The sequence below is a fragment of the Ligilactobacillus sp. Marseille-Q7487 genome (assembly GCF_949152225.1).
Taxonomy (GTDB): Bacteria; Bacillota; Bacilli; order Lactobacillales; family Lactobacillaceae; genus Ligilactobacillus.
Map to the genome: position 1 here is coordinate 506,220 of NZ_CASCJC010000001.1, position 19,002 is coordinate 525,221.

A 19,002-nucleotide genomic window follows, 5' to 3' on the forward strand; every position below is an offset into this window, starting at 1 on the left:
AACTTTTTATTTAATTTGAAAACAAACGTGTGTTTGGTGTAGAATTAAATAAAATATGCTAGAAAGGAAAAAACGATGCACCAAGAGCGAAAGATTATTCATGTTGATATGGATTCTTTTTATGCTTCAATAGAAATGCGTGATCATCCAGCTTATCGCCAGGTACCATTAGTAATTGCGAGAGATCCTAGGCATGCAAACGGCAAGGGAGTGGTGGCAACAGCCAATTACATTGCCCGTCAATACGGGGTTCATTCAGCCATGAGTTGTGCCCAAGCGCTTAAACTTTGTCCGCAAGCAGTCTTTAAGCGACCTGATTTTGATAAATACCGGCAAGTATCAGAACAGATTCACGCAATTTTTAGGCAGTATACGGATATTATCGAACCAATTGCTTTAGATGAGGCTTATTTAGATGTGACGGAAAATAAATTAAATGAATGCTCGGCAATCAAGCTTGCACATGATTTGCAACAAAAAATTTATGCTAAAACACAGTTGACGTGTTCGGTAGGTATTTCTTATAACAAATTTTTAGCCAAGTTATCTTCGGAGTATCGTAAACCAATGGGCTTGACGGTAGTTAGAAAAGAGGAGGCCCAAGCCTTTTTATTGGCTTTGCCCATCCAAGATTTTCGTGGTGTTGGTAAAAAAACTTTACCAAGAATGCATGAATTAGGAATTTTTAGTGGACAAGATTTATATAACTGTTCTTTAAAGAAATTACAGCAACACTTTGGTAAAATGGGGTTTATTTTATATCAACGTGTTCGCGGCGAAGATAACCGCGTAGTTCAAGCGACTAGAAAGCGCAAATCTTTAGGCAAGGAGCGCACTTTTGATACGCCATTGTGTAGCCAAGAAGAAGTAGAAGAACAATTAAAACGTTTGGCTCAAAAAGTAACTACTCAAATGCAAAAAAAGCAAAAGCAAGGTCAAACATTGGTTTTAAAGGTGCGAAATAGTCGTTATCAAACAATGACTAAACGTTTAACCCAACGAGATTTCTTTACAAATGATGTGGCAACGTTAGTGTTTTATAGTTTGCAACTTTTTGAACAGATTCAGCCAGAAAACATAGATGTACGCTTGTTAGGCTTAACATTAACAGGATTAGATGATGCTAGTTATCAAAATATTGTTTTACCGCTATGGCAAAACGAAAATGAAATGAAGTGATTGTCTAGTTGGCAAAAAATCGGTATACTAAAGTGTTAAGTAAGTTGCATTAAGAAAACGAGGAAACAACATGACAATAGAAGAACAAATTTTACAACAAATTGAAAAATATCAAAAAATCATCATTCACCGTCATCAACGTCCAGATCCAGATGCATTTGGTTCGCAATATGGGTTAGCTTTAGTACTTAAGGAAGCTTATCCGACCAAAGAAATTTATCAAGTCGGCAAAGACGTAACTGCTTTGAGTTGGATGGGGACAGAAGATCAAATTGAAGATGATGTATATCAAGGTGCGTTAGTAATTGTGACGGATACGGCTAATAGCCCACGTGTTGATGATCAACGCTATAATCAAGGTGATTATTTGATAAAAATCGATCATCACCCTAATGATGATCCTTATGGTGATATTTGTTGGGTTAAAGATCAAGCTTCGAGTTGTTCAGAAATTATTTATGATTTTATTCAAGTAACAAATGGCAAGTTGAAATTGACAGCTAAAGCAGCTGAAGTTTTATATGCAGGGATAATCGGGGATACTGGCCGCTTTTTATATGATTGTACTAGTGCGCATACATTAAATGTAGCTGCTGATTTGCGCCAGTATGATTTTGATGCGGTACGTGTTTGTCGTAGACTAGATGAAATTTCAGAACAAATAGCCCGCTTATCGGCCTATGTTTGGCAAAATATGACGGTTACTCCAAATAATGCAGCTTATGTTGTTTTAACCAATGAGTTATTGGAAAAATTTGCATTACAAGATGCATGCACAAGTGATGTTGTGCCTTTATTAGGTAAGATTGAGACAATCATTTGTTGGACTGTTTTAGTCGAACAAAAAGATGGTTCATATCGTTTACGTATTCGTTCTAAAGGACCGATTATTAATGAGCTAGCCAAGAAATATGACGGTGGAGGCCATCCATTAGCTAGTGGAGCTAAACTAGCAAGTAAAGAGCAAATTGCTGAGTATGTTGAGCAATTAGATAAAATTGCGGCTACTTATCAAGGAGGAAAAGATGACAGTAAAATTTAAAGATTTAGGCTTAGCACCTTATGTGTTAGAGGCCTTAGAAGAAATCAGCTTTATAACACCAACACCGGTGCAAGAACGCTTGATTCCTTTAATTATGAAAAATAAAAGTGTGGTTGGACAATCGCAAACGGGTAGTGGAAAGACCCATACTTTTTTGTTGCCGATTTTTTCAAAGATTATTGCAAATAAAAAAGAGGTACAAGCGGTAATTACTACACCTAGTCGTGAATTAGCTTATCAAATTTATGGAGCAGCTAAGCAGTTAGCTAAGCATAGCAATGAAGAAATTTTGGTGCAAAATTTTGTAGGCGGAACTGATAAACAACGCCAAATTGAAAAACTAGCTAATCGCCAACCACAAATTGTGATCGGAACGCCAGGACGTATTTTAGATTTGGTAAAAAGTAATGCTTTAGATATTCATAATGCGACTTATTTGGTAGTTGACGAAGCCGACATGACACTTGATTTGGGCTTTTTAAATGAAACAGATGCGATTGCTTCAAGTATGCCTAAAGATTTACAAATGTTAGTCTTTTCGGCGACAATTCCGCCTAAATTACAACCATTTTTGCGCAAATATATGAGCTCACCAATTATTGAAGTAGTCGAAAATAAAACGATTATCAGTCCAACAATTGATAATTGGTTACTTTCAACTAAAGGGCGCGATCGCAATCAATTAATTTATCAACTTTTGACGTTAGGTAAACCTTATTTAGCGTTGGTATTTGCTAATACTAAAGAAAGAGCCGACGAGTTGACGAATTATTTGCGTGCAAATGGGCTTAAAGTTGCTAAAATTCATGGCGGAATTCAACCACGAGAACGTAAACGAGTGATGAAAGCTGTCCAAAATTTAGAATATCAATATGTGGTTGCAACTGATTTAGCTGCACGTGGAATTGATATTGAAGGCGTTTCGCATGTTATTAATGATGATTTGCCCGAAGATTTAGAATTTTTCGTTCATCGTGTCGGACGAACCGGACGAAATAACATGCACGGAATTGCAATCACATTGTATGCGCCAAATGATGAACGCCGAATTGAAGGACTAGAAGAATTAGGAATTAATTTTGTTCCTAAAGCTTTAAAAAATGGCGAATTGGTTGATTCTTATGATCGTAAGCGCCGTGAAAAAAGACGTGTGCGCCAAGACAAGATGGATCCTAAATTGCAAGGAATGGTTAATAAAGCTAAAAAGAAAAGAAAACCAGGCTATAAGAAAAAAATCAAGCAAGCTATCAAAAAAGATGAGCAGCAAAAACGTCGGATTGCACGGCGTCAAGAGATGCGTGCCCAACGTAAAGCTAATAAAACCAAGGCTTAAGCTAGAGTTGACAACTCTTTTAAATTTGCATATACTTTGAGTATACTTTTAGGACATGCTGATTAAATTAAATCATTTAGAGAGAATCTGGTTGGTGTAAAGATTTTGATTTATTGATGAGTGCTCCCTAAAAATGACAATTGAATGAATTTAGATTTTAAAGAGGCTAACGATCAGCATCGTTGCAAGTAAGGTGGTACCGCGCGCAAGCGTCCTTACTAGCAACGGTGCTTTTTTAGTCAAGGAAAGGAATTTTTAGATGAAAGAATTATCAAGTGCTCAAATTCGGCAAATGTATCTTGATTTTTTCAAGACTAAAGGTCACGATATTATGAAGAGTGCACCATTAGTGCCAATTGATGATCCAACTTTGTTATGGATTAACTCAGGGGTAGCAACCATGAAAAAATATTTTGATGGTTCGGTTGTCCCTAAGAACCATCGCATGACAAGTTCACAAAAATCAATTCGAACCAATGATATTGAAAATGTGGGACGGACAGCACGTCACCATACATTATTTGAAATGTTAGGTAACTTTTCTATCGGCGATTACTTCAAAAAAGAAGCAATTGCTTGGGCGTGGGAATTATTAACTAGTCCTGAATGGTTTGCAATGGAAAAAGAAAAACTTTACGTGACTGTTTATCCAAAAGATACAGATGCAAAGAAATATTGGCAAGAAATCGGGATGCCAACTGATCATATTTATGAAGTTGAAGATAATTTCTGGGATATTGGCGAAGGTCCATCTGGTCCGGATACCGAAATTTTTTATGATCGTGGTCAAGAAATGAATAACTTGCCAGAAGATCATCCTGAAAATTATCCTGGTGGCGAAAACGAACGTTATTTAGAAATTTGGAATATCGTCTTTTCTGAATTCAATCATAAGCCTGATGGAACTTATGAACCACTTCCACATAAAAACATCGATACGGGGATGGGATTAGAACGAGTTGTTTCAGTTTTCCAACATGCTAAAACCAACTTTGAAACCGACTTGTTTATGCCAATCATCGATGAGACAGCTACTATGGCTAAAGGTTATCATTATGGTGATAATGTTGAAAAAGATGTTTCCTTTAAAGTGATTGCTGATCATGCACGTGCCGTGACTTTTGCGATTGGTGATGGTGCGTTACCTTCAAATGAAGGTCGTGGCTATGTAATTCGTCGTTTAATTCGGCGAGCTGTTATGCATGGACAAAAGTTAGGTATCGATCAAGCCTTCTTATACAAATTAGTGCCAGTCGTAGGCAAGATTATGGAATCTGCTTATCCAGAAGTCTTGCAACAAGCAGATTATATTGCCAAAGTTATTCGAATGGAAGAAGATCGCTTTAACGACACCTTAAAAGATGGGATGCAATTATTAGATGATTTGATTAGTGAAACTAAGGCTGCTAATAAAGATATCTTGCCAGGAGCACCGGTCTTTAAACTTTATGATACCTATGGCTTCCCAATGGAATTGACGAAAGAATATGCGCAAGAACAAGGCTTAAGTGTTGATGAAGCTGGTTTTGATGAACAGATGCAACAACAAAAGCAACGCGCACGTGCAGCTAGAAGTGATGCTAAATCAATGGGTGTTCAAAGTGCCTTATTAACTGATATTAAGACAGAAAGTCAATATGTTGGTTATGATGTTTTGAGTTGTGAAGCAACTTTGGCAGATATTATTGTTGATGAAGCTTTAGTAGATGAAATTACAACTGGTAAAGCACGCTTAATCTTTTCTAAGACACCATTTTATGCAGAAATGGGTGGCCAAGTTGCTGATAAAGGTGTGATTAAAGACCAAAATGGGCAAGTAGTTGCACAAGTGATTGATGTGCAACATGCTCCAAATGGTCAAAACATGCATTTAGTTGAAGTTGAAGGCTGCTTGCAAGTTAATGGTCAATATCTATTAGAAGTTGATGAAACATTCCACAATAAAGTTAAGAAAAACCATACAGCAACACATTTGTTAGATCAAGCTTTACGTGATGTCTTAGGTAATCATACACATCAAGCCGGTTCATTGGTAGAACCAACTTATTTACGTTTTGACTTTACAAATCTTGGTGCGGTAACTAAAGAACAATTAGCACAAGTTGAAGCAATTGTTAATGAAAAAATTTGGGAAAGTTTATCAGTTGAAACTATCGAAACTGATTTAGAATCAGCTAAGAAGATGGGAGCAATTGCTTTATTTGCCGATAAATATGGTGATTTAGTGCGGGTTGTTAAAGTTGGTGATTACTCAATGGAATTTTGTGGCGGCAATCACGTGGCTAACACCAGTGAATTAGGTTTGTTTAAGATTGTGTCTGAATCAGGTGTTGGGGCTGGCGTACGTCGGATTGAAGCTGTAACTTCAAAAGAAGCGTATGAATTCTTAGAACAACGTAATCATCTGTTAAATGCAACAGCTACTGCGATGAAAGTCGTACAATTAAAAGAAGTTCCACGTAAAGTTGAACAATTACAACAACAAATCAAAGAATTAGAACAACAAAAACAAGCATTGGAAGATAAATTTGCGAGCCAACAAGCAGCAGATGTCTTCAAAAATGTCGAAACAATTAATGGTAAGACGTTGATTGCTAAAGAAGTTAAAGTTTCAGGTATGAGCCAATTACGCCAATTAGCTGATCAATGGAAGACTAATGAATATTCTGATGTTTTAGTGTTGGCAACTTCAACTGAAGATGGCAAGGTTAACTTGATTACAGCGATGAGTGGTACAGCTATTCAAGCTGGGCTTAAAGCTGGAGATTTGATTAAAGCTATTGCACCTGCTGTTGGTGGTGGCGGCGGTGGCCGTCCTGATATGGCTCAAGCTGGTGGAAAGAATCCATCTGGTATCAAGGATGCTTTGCAACAGGCTGGTCAATGGTTGGCTGAAAAATAATAAATATTTTTATCAAATTTTATTGATAAAAATGTAACAAAGTTTGTCCTCTTTTCTGGATGATTCCAGAGAAGAGGACTTTTTGTTTATGGTTTAAGGCTTATAAATTAGTCTTACCCTAAAATGGTATATACATATACCATTTTAGGGTAAATGTGTTGACTATCTTTATATATGGTTGTATAGTTTATTTTGTTGAGATGTTATCTAAATAATTTATCTATACCAATTTTAAAAAGTTAAAAAGATATACAAAGGAAGAGTTAATATGTGTGGGATTGTTGGAATTGTTGGACATGATCAAGCAACTGAAATTTTACTACAAGGATTAGAAAAATTAGAATATCGTGGTTATGATTCGGCCGGAATTTATGTGTTAAAACAAGCTAATCAAGGTTTTTTACGAAAAGCTAGTGGTCGTATTAGTAATTTACGTCAAGAAATTGATGCTAAGGTTAGTGGTAATACTGGGATTGGGCATACTCGTTGGGCAACTCATGGTCAACCAAGTCAAACTAACGCTCATCCGCATTCTTCAGCAGATGGTCGATTTTATTTGGTTCACAATGGTGTAGTTGGTAATTTTAAGGAATTAAAAGAAACTTACTTAAAAGATGTTACTTTGGTTAGTCAGACGGATACTGAAGTAATTGTCCAGTTAATCGGTTATTTTGCAGCTAAAGAAAACTTAGATGCATTTGAAGCTTTAAGAAAAGTAGTCGGTTTATTAGATGAATCCTCATCATATGCCTTGGCTTTGATTGATCAAACTCAACCAGAAAAAATATGGATTGCTAAAAATAAGAGTCCATTATTGCTTGGACTAGGAACCGACTTTAACTGTATTTGTAGTGATGCAATGGCAATGCTTAAATTGACCAATCGTTTTGTAGAGTTGGCTGATGGCGATGTTGCACAACTTAGTCCAAAGCAAACAGTAATTGAAGATGTAAAAGGAAATGTGGTTAAGCGTAAAGAATTTACGGTAGATCAAGATGCGAGTGCTTCTGAAAAAGGAGCTTATGAACATTATATGTTAAAAGAAATCGATGAACAGCCGGCAGTTATGCGGACGTTAGTACAAAAATATTTGCAAACGCCAAATGCAATCGATGAAAAATTATTAGCTGCGATGAAACAAGCACAACGAATTTATATTGTAGCTGCAGGTACGAGCTATCATGCAGGTTTAGTTGGTAAAGAACTATTTGAAAAGTTAGCACAAATTCCAGTAGAAGTACATGTTGCTTCAGAATTTGCCTATAATCCACCATTGCTTGCGCAAAAACCATTCTTTATTTTCTTGTCGCAAAGTGGTGAAACTGCTGATAGTCGCTCGGTTTTGGTACAAATTAAAGAACAAAACTATCCAGCATTGACCTTGACAAATGTAGCTAATTCAACTTTATCTCGCGAAGCAGATTACACTTTGTTATTACATGCAGGTCCAGAAATTGCAGTTGCTTCAACTAAAGCATATACAGCACAAATTGCAGTCGAAGCAATTTTGGCGCAGGCTTTAGGTAAGGCTAAGGACTTGCAAAGAGCTAATGAATTAGATTTAGCACAAGAATTAGGTAAGGTTGCTAATGCAATGCAAACTTTAGTTGATGAAAAGTATAAAATTGAACAACTAGCTAAACAAGACTTGTTAACAACCAGAAATGCATTTTATATTGGACGTGCGATTGATTATGCAACTGCAATTGAAGCAGCCTTAAAGTTAAAGGAAGTTTCATATATTCAAACGGAAGGCTTTGCGGCTGGTGAATTAAAGCACGGCACAATTGCTTTGATTGAAGAACAAACCCCAGTTATTGCTTTGATAACTTCAGCAAAAACAGCAGCGCATACACGTAGCAACGTGCAAGAAGTTAAAGCCCGCGGAGCACAGGTGATAACGATAGTGAAACAAGCACTAGCGACTAAGCAAGATCAAATTATCTTGCCAGATGTAGCAGAACTCTTAAGTCCATTGGTGGCAATTGTACCATGTCAATTATTAGCATATTATGCAAGTAAGCAACGAGGATATGACGTAGATAAGCCACGTAATTTAGCTAAGAGTGTAACAGTCGAATAGTTATAAAAAAGACATGGAATAGCGTTTTTGCTACTCTATGTCTTTTTTTGATTATAGACTTCTTTATTAATTTTTAGTTACTTTGTTGATGATGAATGAAAAAACTCTAAAAATTAGATAAAAGCAACTACTACTAAGAAAGAAATAAACTATTGCTAAAATAAACGGTAGATACCATAGACCATCTTGGAAAAACATGAGGTAGATGTCATTTTTATGTCCCAGTAAAATCAAGATGATTTTAAAAAAATAATAGCCAACAGTATAGATGATACCTAAGATAACGCTAACTTTAAATTGTTTTAGATTTATCATTTGTCCCTCTCTGACTACTCTTAGTAAATTGGTGATATTCATCATTATAGCGTAAAATAAAATTTTCTTGAATAGTTAGAAATATATTTTTATAAAAGAGTGTTGACACCGCTTTCAACTAGAGTTAGAATAATATTCGTAAGGTATTAGTAATTTACCTTCTAATCAATTCTCTTTCTCTCTTATGCCAACCACTGCAAGTTTTGCAGTGGTTTTTTTGGTATACTAGAGATAATAGATTTAATGAGGAGTTTATTTTGATGAAAAGCAACGAAACCTTAACTTTAATAGAAGAAATTACACGCAATGATGGGAGCCGTTATTTTGAAATCTCTAATATGGTTCAAAATGGACGAGCCGAATTAGCTGCAATTCGTGGATTTATCAAAGAAGTACGGATTATCCAGATTAATATTCCACGCTCAAGTAGTGTAATTAAATATGAGCAATATATTAATGAAAACTTCGAGATGCCTAAAGAAGATTTTGATCATTTTGAAGAATGGACAAAAACACCAGAGATGCAAGAAGTAGTGGCTAACATTTTACGTGATAATCACATTGCTTAATTTTGACTAGAGCGACTTTTACTTGAGTCGTTCTATTTTTTTGTTGAGCTTTAATTATTAAATACAAAAAGTGTGTAAATGAGAAAAAAAGCGATGATAAATTAAGTACCAAAAAACGGTATCAATCTTTTAGTTTTGGGGGGTTAGCATATATCTTTGGAAGAAAAATGTAATTTTTCTAAGAAAAAAATTAAAAAGTGTTGCACAATTTTTAAGAATATGATATAAGTATATATGTTACTTATAACGATTGCTCAGTAGTTCAGCGGTAGAATAATTGACTGTTAATCAAGAGGTCGCTGGTTCGATCCCAGCCTGAGCAGTCGCTTGATTGTTAAAATAATAATAATTAAAAAACATTGCTCAGTAGTTCAGCGGTAGAATAATTGACTGTTAATCAAGAGGTCGCTGGTTCGATCCCAGCCTGAGCAGTCACTTTGTTTTAACAATCAAGCTTTTAATTTTTGCTCAGTAGTTCAGCGGTAGAATAATTGACTGTTAATCAAGAGGTCGCTGGTTCGATCCCAGCCTGAGCAGTGAATAAATTGTTGTGCTCTCTTTGCTAGATATGCTCTAGTAAGGAGAGCATTTTTATTTAGATTTATAATATCTTGTTACAAGCACAATTGAACGCTTTTTACAAAATAACTGATAAAATAATATTAAAATAATGCTGTTTTAAAATCTTTACACAATCTTTACAAAACAACCCAAGGCTCTTTACAAACGCACTGTAACATTTACATTGTAGAGGAAAGGAAGAAGTGAAAATGAAAAAAATTTTGAAAGCGTCCATGCTGATGCTTGTTTTAGGAGGAATCCTGACAGGTTGTGGCAAGACTGATAAACAAAATAATGTAGAAACCGTAGCGATTGTTGGTTCGACTGCGATGCAACCTATGGTAGAAATGGGAGCTGAACAGTATCAACGCAGTCATTTTGACGTGCGGATTACAGTGCAAGGCGGAGGCTCAGGGACTGGTTTGAGTCAAGTGCAATCTGGAGCTGTAACTATTGGAAATTCAGATATTTTTGCACAACAACAAGCAGGAATTGATGCTTCTAAATTAGTCGACCATAAATTAGCCGTAGTCGGGATGGCACCGGTTATTAATAAAAAAGCTGGCGTCACAAACCTGACGATGGAACAACTACGGGGTATTTTTGCGGGCAAATATACTAACTGGAAACAAGTTGGTGGCAAAAATCTAGAAATTGTGTTGATTAATCGTGCTCAAGGTAGTGGGACGCGAGCTTCGTTTGAACAAAGTGTAATGGCAGGGCAAAAGGCAGCTAAGTCACAAGAACAAGATTCAAACGGAACGGTTCAAAAAATGGTGGCTTCAACGCCAGGTGCTATTAGTTATCTTTCATTTTCTTATTTAAATGATACCTTAGTCGCACCAAAGATTGATGGAGTTAAACCAACTGAAAAAAATGTGACAACTAATAAATGGAAAATTTGGTCTTATGAACACATGTATACTAAAGGTCATCCATCTAAGAAGGTACAAGCATTTATTGATTACATGAAAACATCTAAAAAGATTCAACAAAAATTAGTTAAAGCATTAGGTTACATTCCGGTGCAAGATATGCAAGTTGAAAAGGATGCTCATGGTAATGTGACTCCAGTAAAATAATTTATTAAGAAGGTGTAGTTATGGATCCAATCCGTGAAAAGATTCAAAGTAAGTCACGTGAAACAAGACAAGAATTAACAGGAAAAATTTTAACTTATACGTGTATTGGTATTATTGTAGCTGTGGTATTATCCATTTTTGCCTTTGTGGCTTCTAAAGGGATTGCGACTTTTACTGAAAATAATGCAAGTTTGAAACAATTTTTAACCGGAACAGACTGGATGCCTACTTCAAATGGTAAAGATGGTCGTCCATTGGTAGGCGCTTTGCCAATGATTGTAGGTTCTTTTGGGGTAACAATTTTAGCTGCTTTGATTGCAACGCCGTTTGCTATTGGAACTGCTTTATATATGACTGAAATTGCGACAAAGAAAGGTCGTAATGTTTTACAAATCGTTATCGAATTATTGGTGGGGATTCCATCTGTTGTTTACGGTTTTATTGGCTTAAACGTTGTTGTACCATTTGTAAGAAATCATTTTGGTGGTTCTGGATATGGTATTTTATCTGGGGCATTTGTATTATTTGTTATGGTTTTACCGACAGTTACTTCATTGACTGTTGATAGTTTACGTGCCGTTCCAAAGCATTACAAAGCAGCATCTTTGGCTTTAGGTGCAACCGAATGGCAGACAATTTACAAAGTTATTTTGCGTTCGGCTTTACCAGGAATTTTAACTGCCGTAATTTTTGGGATGGCACGTGCTTTTGGTGAAGCTTTAGCTGTACAGATGGTTATTGGTAATGCAAGTTTGATGCCAACAAGTTTATTATCACCAGCATCTACCTTGACAAGTGTCTTGACGATGGGAATTGGTAATACAGTTATGGGAACTGTTGGTAATAATGCATTATGGTCATTGGCTTTAGTCTTATTGTTAATGTCATTAGTATTTAATATTTTAGTAAAATGGATTGGTAAGAGAGGAAAGATGTAAGATGAACACCAAATTTCAAAATAAAATTGCCATCACGATCATTCGCGTTATTGCAGCGCTAGTTGTTTTGATTTTGGCGTTTTTGATCGGACGAATCTTATTACAAGGTCTACCACATGTTTCGTGGCATTTCTTGACGGCTCCTTCCGAGTCATTTGTTGCTGGTGGTGGAATTGGTTATCAATTGTTTAACTCATTTTACCTATTGCTTTTAACATTGATTATTTCTTTTCCAATTTCTTTAGGTGCTGGTTTATTTTTATCTGAATACGCACCTAAAAATTGGGTAACTGAAGTTGTACGGATGTCGATTGAAATTTTAAGTTCTTTACCATCCGTGGTTGTTGGGTTGTTTGGTTTCTTATTATTTGTAGTTCAATTTAAAATGGGCTTTTCTATTTTAGCTGGTGCGATTGCATTGACATTCTTTAATTTGCCATTATTAACAAGAAATATTGAAGAAGCGATGCGAGCAGTACCTAACTTGCAACGTGAAGCTGGTTTAGCTTTAGGGTTATCAAAATGGCGGACGATTACAAAGATTATTTTGCCAGAAGCATTGCCTGGAATCGTGACAGGGATTGTTTTAGGCGCTGGACGTGTCTTTGGTGAAGCGGCTGCTTTGATTTATACAGCTGGACAAAGTGCGACAAGCATGAATTTCTCTGATTGGAATCCATTTAGCCCTGCTAGTCCCTTAAATTTGATGCGTCCGGCAGAAACATTAGCCGTACACATTTGGAAAATTAATTCAGAAGGAATTATGCCTGATGCTGATGCTGTTTCAGCTGGTTCATCTGCCGTGTTAATCATTGCTGTTTTGATTTTTAACGTGTTAGCACGCTACATCGGAAACAAATTGTATCGCAAGTTAACAGCAAGTAAGTAGAGGAGTAGTTTAAATGAATGTTGGACAATATGATTTAAATGATAATTGGATTTTAAAATTTGATCCTAAAGAACATGAAATTGCCTTGAGTACGGAAGATTTACAAGTTTTTTATGGAGATAATCATGCCTTTCATGATGGTAATTTGCAATTTGAGCGTTATAAGATAACTTCATTGATTGGTGCTTCAGGTTCTGGTAAATCGACTTATTTACGTTCCTTAAACCGAATGAATGATGGGATTGCACGTGTTGAGGGCAAAATTATGTATCGTGGTTTGGATGTTAATTCTAAAGATATCAATGTTTACGAGATGCGTAAACATATCGGAATGGTTTTTCAAAGACCAAACCCATTTTCAAAATCAATTCGCAACAATATTACCTTTGCACTAAAGGAACGTGGATTAAAAGATAAACAAAAACTTGAAGAAATCGTAGAAACCAGTCTAAAAGGGGCTGCGTTATGGGATGAAGTTAAAGATGATTTAGATAAAAGTGCGCTCGCATTGTCTGGTGGACAACAACAACGTCTTTGCATTGCACGTGCTATTGCAATGGAACCAGACATTTTATTGATGGACGAACCAGCTAGTGCGCTTGATCCAATCTCAACTTTAAAAGTTGAAGAAACAATGATTGAACTTAAGAAAAAATATACAATTGTCATTGTTACACATAATATGCAACAAGCCTCACGTGTGAGTGATTATACCGCTTTCTTTCATTTAGGACACGTGATAGAATATGATAAGACTAAAAACATTTTTACTAACCCTAAAATTCGGGCGACCGATGATTATGTTTCAGGTAACTTTGGCTAGGAGGAAGACTGCAAATGAGTGATTTTATTTCGACACGCGACTTACATCTTTATTATGGTGAAAAAGAAGCATTAAATGGAATTACGCTAGGTTTTCCATCTAAAGGAATTCATGCGTTAATCGGACCATCTGGTTGTGGTAAATCCACATATTTGCGTTGTTTGAATCGAATGAATGATTTGATTGAAACGGTTAAGATTACGGGAACAATTGAGATTGATGGTAAAGATATCTACAGTCCGCAAACCGATACGGTTGAATTGCGTAAACAAGTTGGAATGGTTTTTCAACAACCAAATCCATTTCCATTTTCTATCTATGACAATGTAACTTATGGTTTACGTTTGGGCGGGATAAAAGATAAACAAATCTTAGATGAACGTGTAGAAACTAGTTTAAAGCAAGCGGCTATTTGGGATGAAGTTAAAGACAATCTTAATAAGAGTGCTTTATCTTTATCAGGTGGACAACAACAACGGATTTGTATTGCACGTGTGTTAGCTGTACAACCATCCGTGATTTTGTTAGATGAGCCAACAAGTGCCTTAGATCCTGTTTCAAGTAACTTAATTGAAGAGATGTTATTGACATTGCGAGAAGATTATACATGTATCATTGTGACACATAATATGCAACAAGCTTCGCGAATTTCCGATACTACATCATTTTTCTTGAATGGTGACTTGATTGAAACTGGAGCTACAAAGAAGATCTTTGTAAATCCTACTAAGCAAGAAACTGATGATTATTTAAGCGGTCGTTTTGGTTAATAAGCAAGGAGGAAGTTTACAGTGAGTAAAGTTTTAGAACAACAAATTAAAGATTTGAAGCAAGATTTTGCTACTATGGGTTTTGGTGTAGCAGAAGCCATTAAATGTGCGATTGATTCGATTAAAGAACACGATTTGAAATTGGCACAAAAAGTAATTGCCGATGATGAAGTAATTAATGAACAAGAAACAAGGCTTGAAAAAAAATCTGCTCAAATTATTGCCTTGCAACAACCTGTTGCTGGTGATTTACGTGAAATTGTAGCTATCTTAAAGGCAAGTTCTGATTTAGAACGTTTAGCCGATCATGCAATCAGTATTGCACGAATTACTGAAAAATTAAATACAAGCGACCGTGATTTTGAAATTGAAGATTTATTATTCGAAATGGCGGCTAATATTCAACAAATGTTAGCAGATATTTTGAAGGCTTATACTGAAATGGATGATAAGTTTGCTGTTGAAGTTGCTGCACGTGATTCTAAAAATGATGAATATTTCCGTAAAGTTAGCAAAGTAGCCGTTAAAAAGATTCAAAATACACCAGAATTTGCTTTAGAAGGTATCGATTATTTGAACATGGCAAACCATTTGGAAAGAATGGGTGATTATATCACAAATGTTGCTGAGTGGATTGTTTATACCAATATTGGTAAAATCACAGAATTAGGGCGTAACGACTATTAATTGTGTGAAAATTAACATGAAAATTATATTTTTGTGCACGCTATTTGCAAAAATGTGGTAGAATATAGGTGTACTCAATTTTAAGAGTAATTTTAGATGTTAACTTATTTAGGAGGCTGTTTTATGTCACTCGTAAACGGTAACGAAATCTTTGCTGCAGCTCGTAAAGGTCATTATGCAGTAGGTGCTTTTAACACAAATAACTTGGAATGGACTCGTGCTATTCTTAAGGGTGCTCAAGAAATGAACACTCCTGTTTTAATCCAATGCTCAATGGGTGCTGCTAAGTACATGGGTGGCTACAAAGTTGTTAAGACTCTTGTAGAATCCGAAATCGAAGCAATGAACATCACTGTTCCTGTTGTTTTACACTTAGACCACGGTACTTATGAAGCAGCTAAGGAATGTATCGAAGTTGGTTTTACTTCAGTTATGTTTGATGGTTCTGATTTACCATTTGATGAAAACTTGAAGAAGACTAAAGAAATCGTAGAATTAGCTCATTCTAAAGGTGTTTCTGTTGAAGCTGAAGTTGGTTCTATCGGTGGTGAAGAAGACGGCGTTATTGGTGCCGGTGAATTAGCTGATGTTGCTCAAGCTAAAGCAATCGCTGATTTAGGTGTTGACTACTTAGCATGTGGTATCGGTAACATCCACGGCGTTTACCCAGAAAACTGGAAAGGTTTAAGCTTTGAACGCTTACAAGAACTTGCAGAAGTTATCGACACACCACTTGTTTTACATGGTGGTTCCGGTATTCCTCAAGAACAAATCGAAAAAGCAATCAGCATGGGTGTTTCTAAACTTAACATCAACACTGAATGCCAAATCGCATTTGCTAAAGCAACTCGCGAATATATCGAAGCTGGTAAAGATATCGAAGGTAAAGGTTACGATCCTCGTAAATTACTTGCACCTGGTACACAAGCTATTACTGATACAGTTAAAGAAGTTATCGGCTGGATCGGTACACCAGCAATCGACTAAGATTAGGTTGATTATTAAGACTATCCTAGATTCTAGGATAGTTTTTTGTTATTGAGTAAATTAAAAACAGTCAGCTTTTTTGATGTGTACCCAGTTTTCTGGACACGTTAAAATTTAATAAATTATCCTAGGGATGCTTCCTTGTATTTTACAGGAGGCATCCATTTTGTTTTGGCTTTAATCCTTTGATTGTTATAGTAATCGATATATTTACTAATAATTAAATGAGCTGTGATCTTTTTCATATCCATAAAAGACCTCATTTTTAAGTCTTTCAAAGAAAGTCTCCATGACACAATTATCATAACAGTTGCCTTTCCGTGACATCGATTGAATAATCCTTTTAAGGTATTTCTGAAATACACGTGCTGATACTGCTATCCTTGATTAGAATGCAATATTAGTCCTTCTACAGATGAGAATTTTTTAAAGGCCATATCAAGCATTTGTTTAATTTGTTCTAAGTTTGGATTTAACGACAAATCATAGGAAATAATCTCATTTGTATTCATATCTAGAATTGGAGAAATATAACACTTTCCCCATGAAAAACTAAACTGCGATACATCTGTAGCCCATTTTTGTAATGGTGCAGTTGTGCTGAAATCTCTATCTATGGTATTATCTGTGCTTTTTCCGACTTTACCTTTATAAGAATGATAACTACGTTTTGGTGTTTTTCCTAACAAGTTCATATTATGCATAAGACGTTGAACTCGTTTATGATTTACATTATATCCACAATTCACTAGTTCTTTGTGAACTCTACGCACGCCATATCTACTTTTGTTGCGTTCAAATATTTCTTGAATCTTAGCCATCAATCCCTTGTTTCTAACTTTTACAACATCAACTTTATTTATCTCAAAATAATAGGTAGATCTAGCCATTCGCATGGCTTTTAAAAGATACTTTAATTGATATCCTTTTTTTCGGAGTTCTTTGATGAGCGCTGCTTTTTGGCCTTGAGTTGCGCAGCCCACTTTTCGTGCCTCAAGGCGATCCTTTTTTTATCACTGCAATTTTGGTCTTAATATATTCATTTTCGGCTCTTAACCGAATGAGCTCTTCATATTCGCTTTTTTCAAGTTTTCTTGGTTTTTGCATATCTCTTTTTTTCATAGTTAGGCTCCTGAATTTTCGACCTTTCTTTTTATTTCCAAGACCATTATAATCATAAATCTTATATTTTCGAACCCATTGATACAATAAACCACCATTAATACTTGCTTGAATAGCCTTTTCAGCAATCATTTGAGAAACTAATTCGAATTTTTTTCAGGAGTCCAATTTTTATTGAAATTCTTGTGTTTTAAGATATCAAAATCATGTGCTTTTTGCATTCGAGCCCATTTTCTCATCATGTTTTTAAAATTGCATGTTTTAATTCCGTCTGGTGTTTCAGGCCATTTACCTTCTCGGTATAATTCGATACATTTTATTTTATATTCTTGCGAGTAGCACATAAAAATAACCCTCCTTACTGGATGTCCAGTAAAGAGGGTATATATCAAAGTTGACTGTTTTTTTAGTCGTTACATAATTCTAGAGTCAAACATTTAAAAATAACTGTTTGTAAGGCAAGTGTAGTTAAATCACTATTTAAAGGTGTTACTTGTTGACAAGTTAAAATTGTGTTGAACTTGGTGGCAATTTCATCATAAGTAATTTGATCTAAAACTGGTGGTAATAGTTTTTCAACAATATCTAACGAATAAACACTTTTAAAAAGACTAACTAACAATAGTTGCCCCAGTTGGACGCAAGTATAACGTTTTTTGATAGGTCGGCTAATAAGTCCTTTTTTAACGTAACTGTTAACCATAGCAGGTGTTATGGTAGTTTGGGTTAAGCCGCTTAAATAGCGATTACCTAAGCTTACAATTTGATCCATGTAAAGCTCAAGTTCGGGAAACTCTTGCCATAAAGGTAAACTAGGTAATGAAATTGTTGATTGAGACATTAAAAAAAAGCTCCTTTTAAAATAAAGAAATTTACTTAATTTTAGTATAACACATTTTCTTTATTTCTTTATCTAGATTATAAATCTAGTTGATGTTGATATTGAATATATTTGGTGTTATACTTAATACTAAGAGGTGGTTTGATGATTAACCAAAAGACACGAATTTTAAATGAAGTATGGAGTGCAATAACACATGGAATTGGAGTGTTTTTAAGCATTGCAGCACTGGTTTTGCTGATTTTAAAGGCAATAGGGCAAGCTAATATGCTTGCCTTAGGCGCGTATTTAGTCTATGGAATTACGTTAATTTTGCTTTATTTATGTTCAACCTTATTTCACTCACTTTATTTTACAAGGGCACAACGAATTTTTCAGATTTTTGATCATTGTAGTATTAATTTTTTAATTGCTGGAACATATACGCCATATTGTTTGTTAACAATCAAAGGCTCAATGGGAGTAATGTTGTTAGTTAGTGTATGGGGATTGGCATGTTTTGGCATGTTATATCATATTTTAGCTAAAAAGCGTCGCCAATGGATTGAGACAAGTCTTTATATTGTAATGGGATGGCTATGCTTGCTAGGGATTAAGAGCTTGGAAGCTAATTTAGGAGTTGATGGAGTACTATTATTGTTTTTAGGTGGGGTTTCTTTTACCATCGGTGCGCTAATTTATAGTATTCATGGTGTTAAGTATCTTCATGTTATTTGGCATTTATTTGTATTATTAGGTACGATTTTGATGTATTTTTCAATTTATTTTTATATTGATTAAAAAGTAAATATACATTAAATTGAGTCGCGATTATCATTTTTTTATATAAAAAAGCTAAAAATAGTTAAAAAAATTATTGCAAACGCTTGCCTGACTTCA

The 19,002-nt window shown here is 35.3% G+C and carries 18 protein-coding genes and 3 tRNA genes; 17 read left to right on the top strand and 4 right to left on the bottom strand.

Annotated elements, in window-relative coordinates; genetic code table 11:
* The first annotated feature begins 75 nt into the window (after positions 1–75).
* The 16 genes from dinB to fba all read left to right on the top strand — a co-directional run bounded on the left by dinB (position 76) and on the right by fba (position 16,160).
* Positions 76–1,179, top strand: a complete 1,104-nt coding sequence (dinB, locus tag QM017_RS02460) for a DNA polymerase IV (protein WP_282708754.1) — start codon at positions 76–78, stop codon at positions 1,177–1,179.
* A gap of 70 nt (positions 1,180–1,249) precedes the next feature.
* Positions 1,250–2,221 carry a bifunctional oligoribonuclease/PAP phosphatase NrnA gene (locus QM017_RS02465; protein WP_282708755.1) on the top strand — a complete coding sequence of 324 codons (972 nt, stop codon included), beginning with the start codon at positions 1,250–1,252 and terminating at the stop codon, positions 2,219–2,221.
* Complete coding sequence (locus QM017_RS02470; RefSeq protein WP_282708756.1) at positions 2,205–3,554, top strand: DEAD/DEAH box helicase; 1,350 nt, start codon at positions 2,205–2,207, stop codon at positions 3,552–3,554. Before QM017_RS02465 ends, QM017_RS02470 begins: the two co-directional genes overlap by 17 nt.
* A gap of 259 nt (positions 3,555–3,813) precedes the next feature.
* A complete protein-coding gene (gene alaS / locus QM017_RS02475; protein WP_282708757.1) occupies positions 3,814–6,456 on the top strand; it encodes an alanine--tRNA ligase in 2,643 nt (880 codons plus the stop codon).
* A gap of 268 nt (positions 6,457–6,724) precedes the next feature.
* Positions 6,725–8,539 (top strand): glutamine--fructose-6-phosphate transaminase (isomerizing), encoded by a 1,815-nt coding sequence (gene glmS / locus QM017_RS02480; protein WP_178197609.1) that lies wholly within the window; start codon positions 6,725–6,727, stop codon positions 8,537–8,539.
* A gap of 575 nt (positions 8,540–9,114) precedes the next feature.
* Positions 9,115–9,423, top strand: a complete 309-nt coding sequence (locus QM017_RS02485; protein ID WP_178197613.1) for a hypothetical protein — start codon at positions 9,115–9,117, stop codon at positions 9,421–9,423.
* A 251-nt stretch (positions 9,424–9,674) separates the two neighbouring features.
* Positions 9,675–9,746: transfer RNA gene (locus tag QM017_RS02490), tRNA-Asn, on the top strand.
* 37 nt (positions 9,747–9,783) lie between these two features.
* Positions 9,784–9,855 (top strand) — tRNA-Asn (locus QM017_RS02495).
* Positions 9,856–9,888: 33 nt separating this feature from the next.
* Positions 9,889–9,960, top strand: a tRNA-Asn gene (locus QM017_RS02500).
* 233 nt (positions 9,961–10,193) lie between these two features.
* Entirely contained in the window at positions 10,194–11,066 is an 873-nt protein-coding gene (locus QM017_RS02505; protein ID WP_282708758.1) for a phosphate ABC transporter substrate-binding protein PstS family protein, read from the top strand.
* Positions 11,067–11,086: 20 nt separating this feature from the next.
* The gene (gene pstC / locus QM017_RS02510; RefSeq protein ID WP_178197191.1) at positions 11,087–12,004 is read left to right on the top strand and encodes a phosphate ABC transporter permease subunit PstC; all 918 of its coding nucleotides are present in this window, start codon (positions 11,087–11,089) and stop codon (positions 12,002–12,004) included.
* Position 12,005: 1 nt separating this feature from the next.
* A complete protein-coding gene (gene pstA, locus QM017_RS02515; protein ID WP_178197182.1) occupies positions 12,006–12,893 on the top strand; it encodes a phosphate ABC transporter permease PstA in 888 nt (295 codons plus the stop codon).
* A gap of 13 nt (positions 12,894–12,906) precedes the next feature.
* Positions 12,907–13,716, top strand: a complete 810-nt coding sequence (gene pstB, locus QM017_RS02520; protein WP_282708759.1) for a phosphate ABC transporter ATP-binding protein PstB — start codon at positions 12,907–12,909, stop codon at positions 13,714–13,716.
* Between the two features lie 14 nt (positions 13,717–13,730).
* Positions 13,731–14,486, top strand: coding sequence for a phosphate ABC transporter ATP-binding protein PstB (gene pstB, locus QM017_RS02525; RefSeq protein ID WP_178197178.1), 756 nt, complete (start codon positions 13,731–13,733; stop codon positions 14,484–14,486).
* Between the two features lie 21 nt (positions 14,487–14,507).
* Complete coding sequence (gene phoU, locus QM017_RS02530; RefSeq protein WP_178197176.1) at positions 14,508–15,173, top strand: phosphate signaling complex protein PhoU; 666 nt, start codon at positions 14,508–14,510, stop codon at positions 15,171–15,173.
* Positions 15,174–15,296: 123 nt separating this feature from the next.
* On the top strand, positions 15,297–16,160 hold the full coding sequence (fba, locus tag QM017_RS02535; protein WP_178197174.1) for a class II fructose-1,6-bisphosphate aldolase: 864 nt from the start codon (positions 15,297–15,299) through the stop codon (positions 16,158–16,160).
* A 377-nt stretch (positions 16,161–16,537) separates the two neighbouring features.
* Here the strand turns inward: fba and QM017_RS02540 are convergent, their stop codons facing one another.
* From QM017_RS02540 to QM017_RS02555, 4 genes are all read right to left on the bottom strand, one after another.
* Positions 16,538–17,143, bottom strand: coding sequence for an IS3 family transposase (locus QM017_RS02540; RefSeq protein WP_282708760.1), 606 nt, complete (start codon positions 17,141–17,143; stop codon positions 16,538–16,540).
* A gap of 10 nt (positions 17,144–17,153) precedes the next feature.
* Positions 17,154–17,414 carry a hypothetical protein gene (locus QM017_RS02545; protein WP_282708761.1) on the bottom strand — a complete coding sequence of 87 codons (261 nt, stop codon included), beginning with the start codon at positions 17,412–17,414 and terminating at the stop codon, positions 17,154–17,156.
* A gap of 8 nt (positions 17,415–17,422) precedes the next feature.
* On the bottom strand, positions 17,423–17,626 hold the full coding sequence (locus tag QM017_RS02550) for a hypothetical protein (protein ID WP_282708762.1): 204 nt from the start codon (positions 17,624–17,626) through the stop codon (positions 17,423–17,425).
* 62 nt (positions 17,627–17,688) lie between these two features.
* On the bottom strand, positions 17,689–18,123 hold the full coding sequence (locus QM017_RS02555; protein ID WP_178195869.1) for a DUF1836 domain-containing protein: 435 nt from the start codon (positions 18,121–18,123) through the stop codon (positions 17,689–17,691).
* Positions 18,124–18,270: 147 nt separating this feature from the next.
* On the opposite strand from QM017_RS02555, the gene QM017_RS02560 reads away from it, so the two are divergent.
* Positions 18,271–18,903, top strand: a complete 633-nt coding sequence (locus QM017_RS02560) for a hemolysin III family protein (RefSeq protein ID WP_282709547.1) — start codon at positions 18,271–18,273, stop codon at positions 18,901–18,903.
* Positions 18,904–19,002 lie beyond the last annotated feature (99 nt).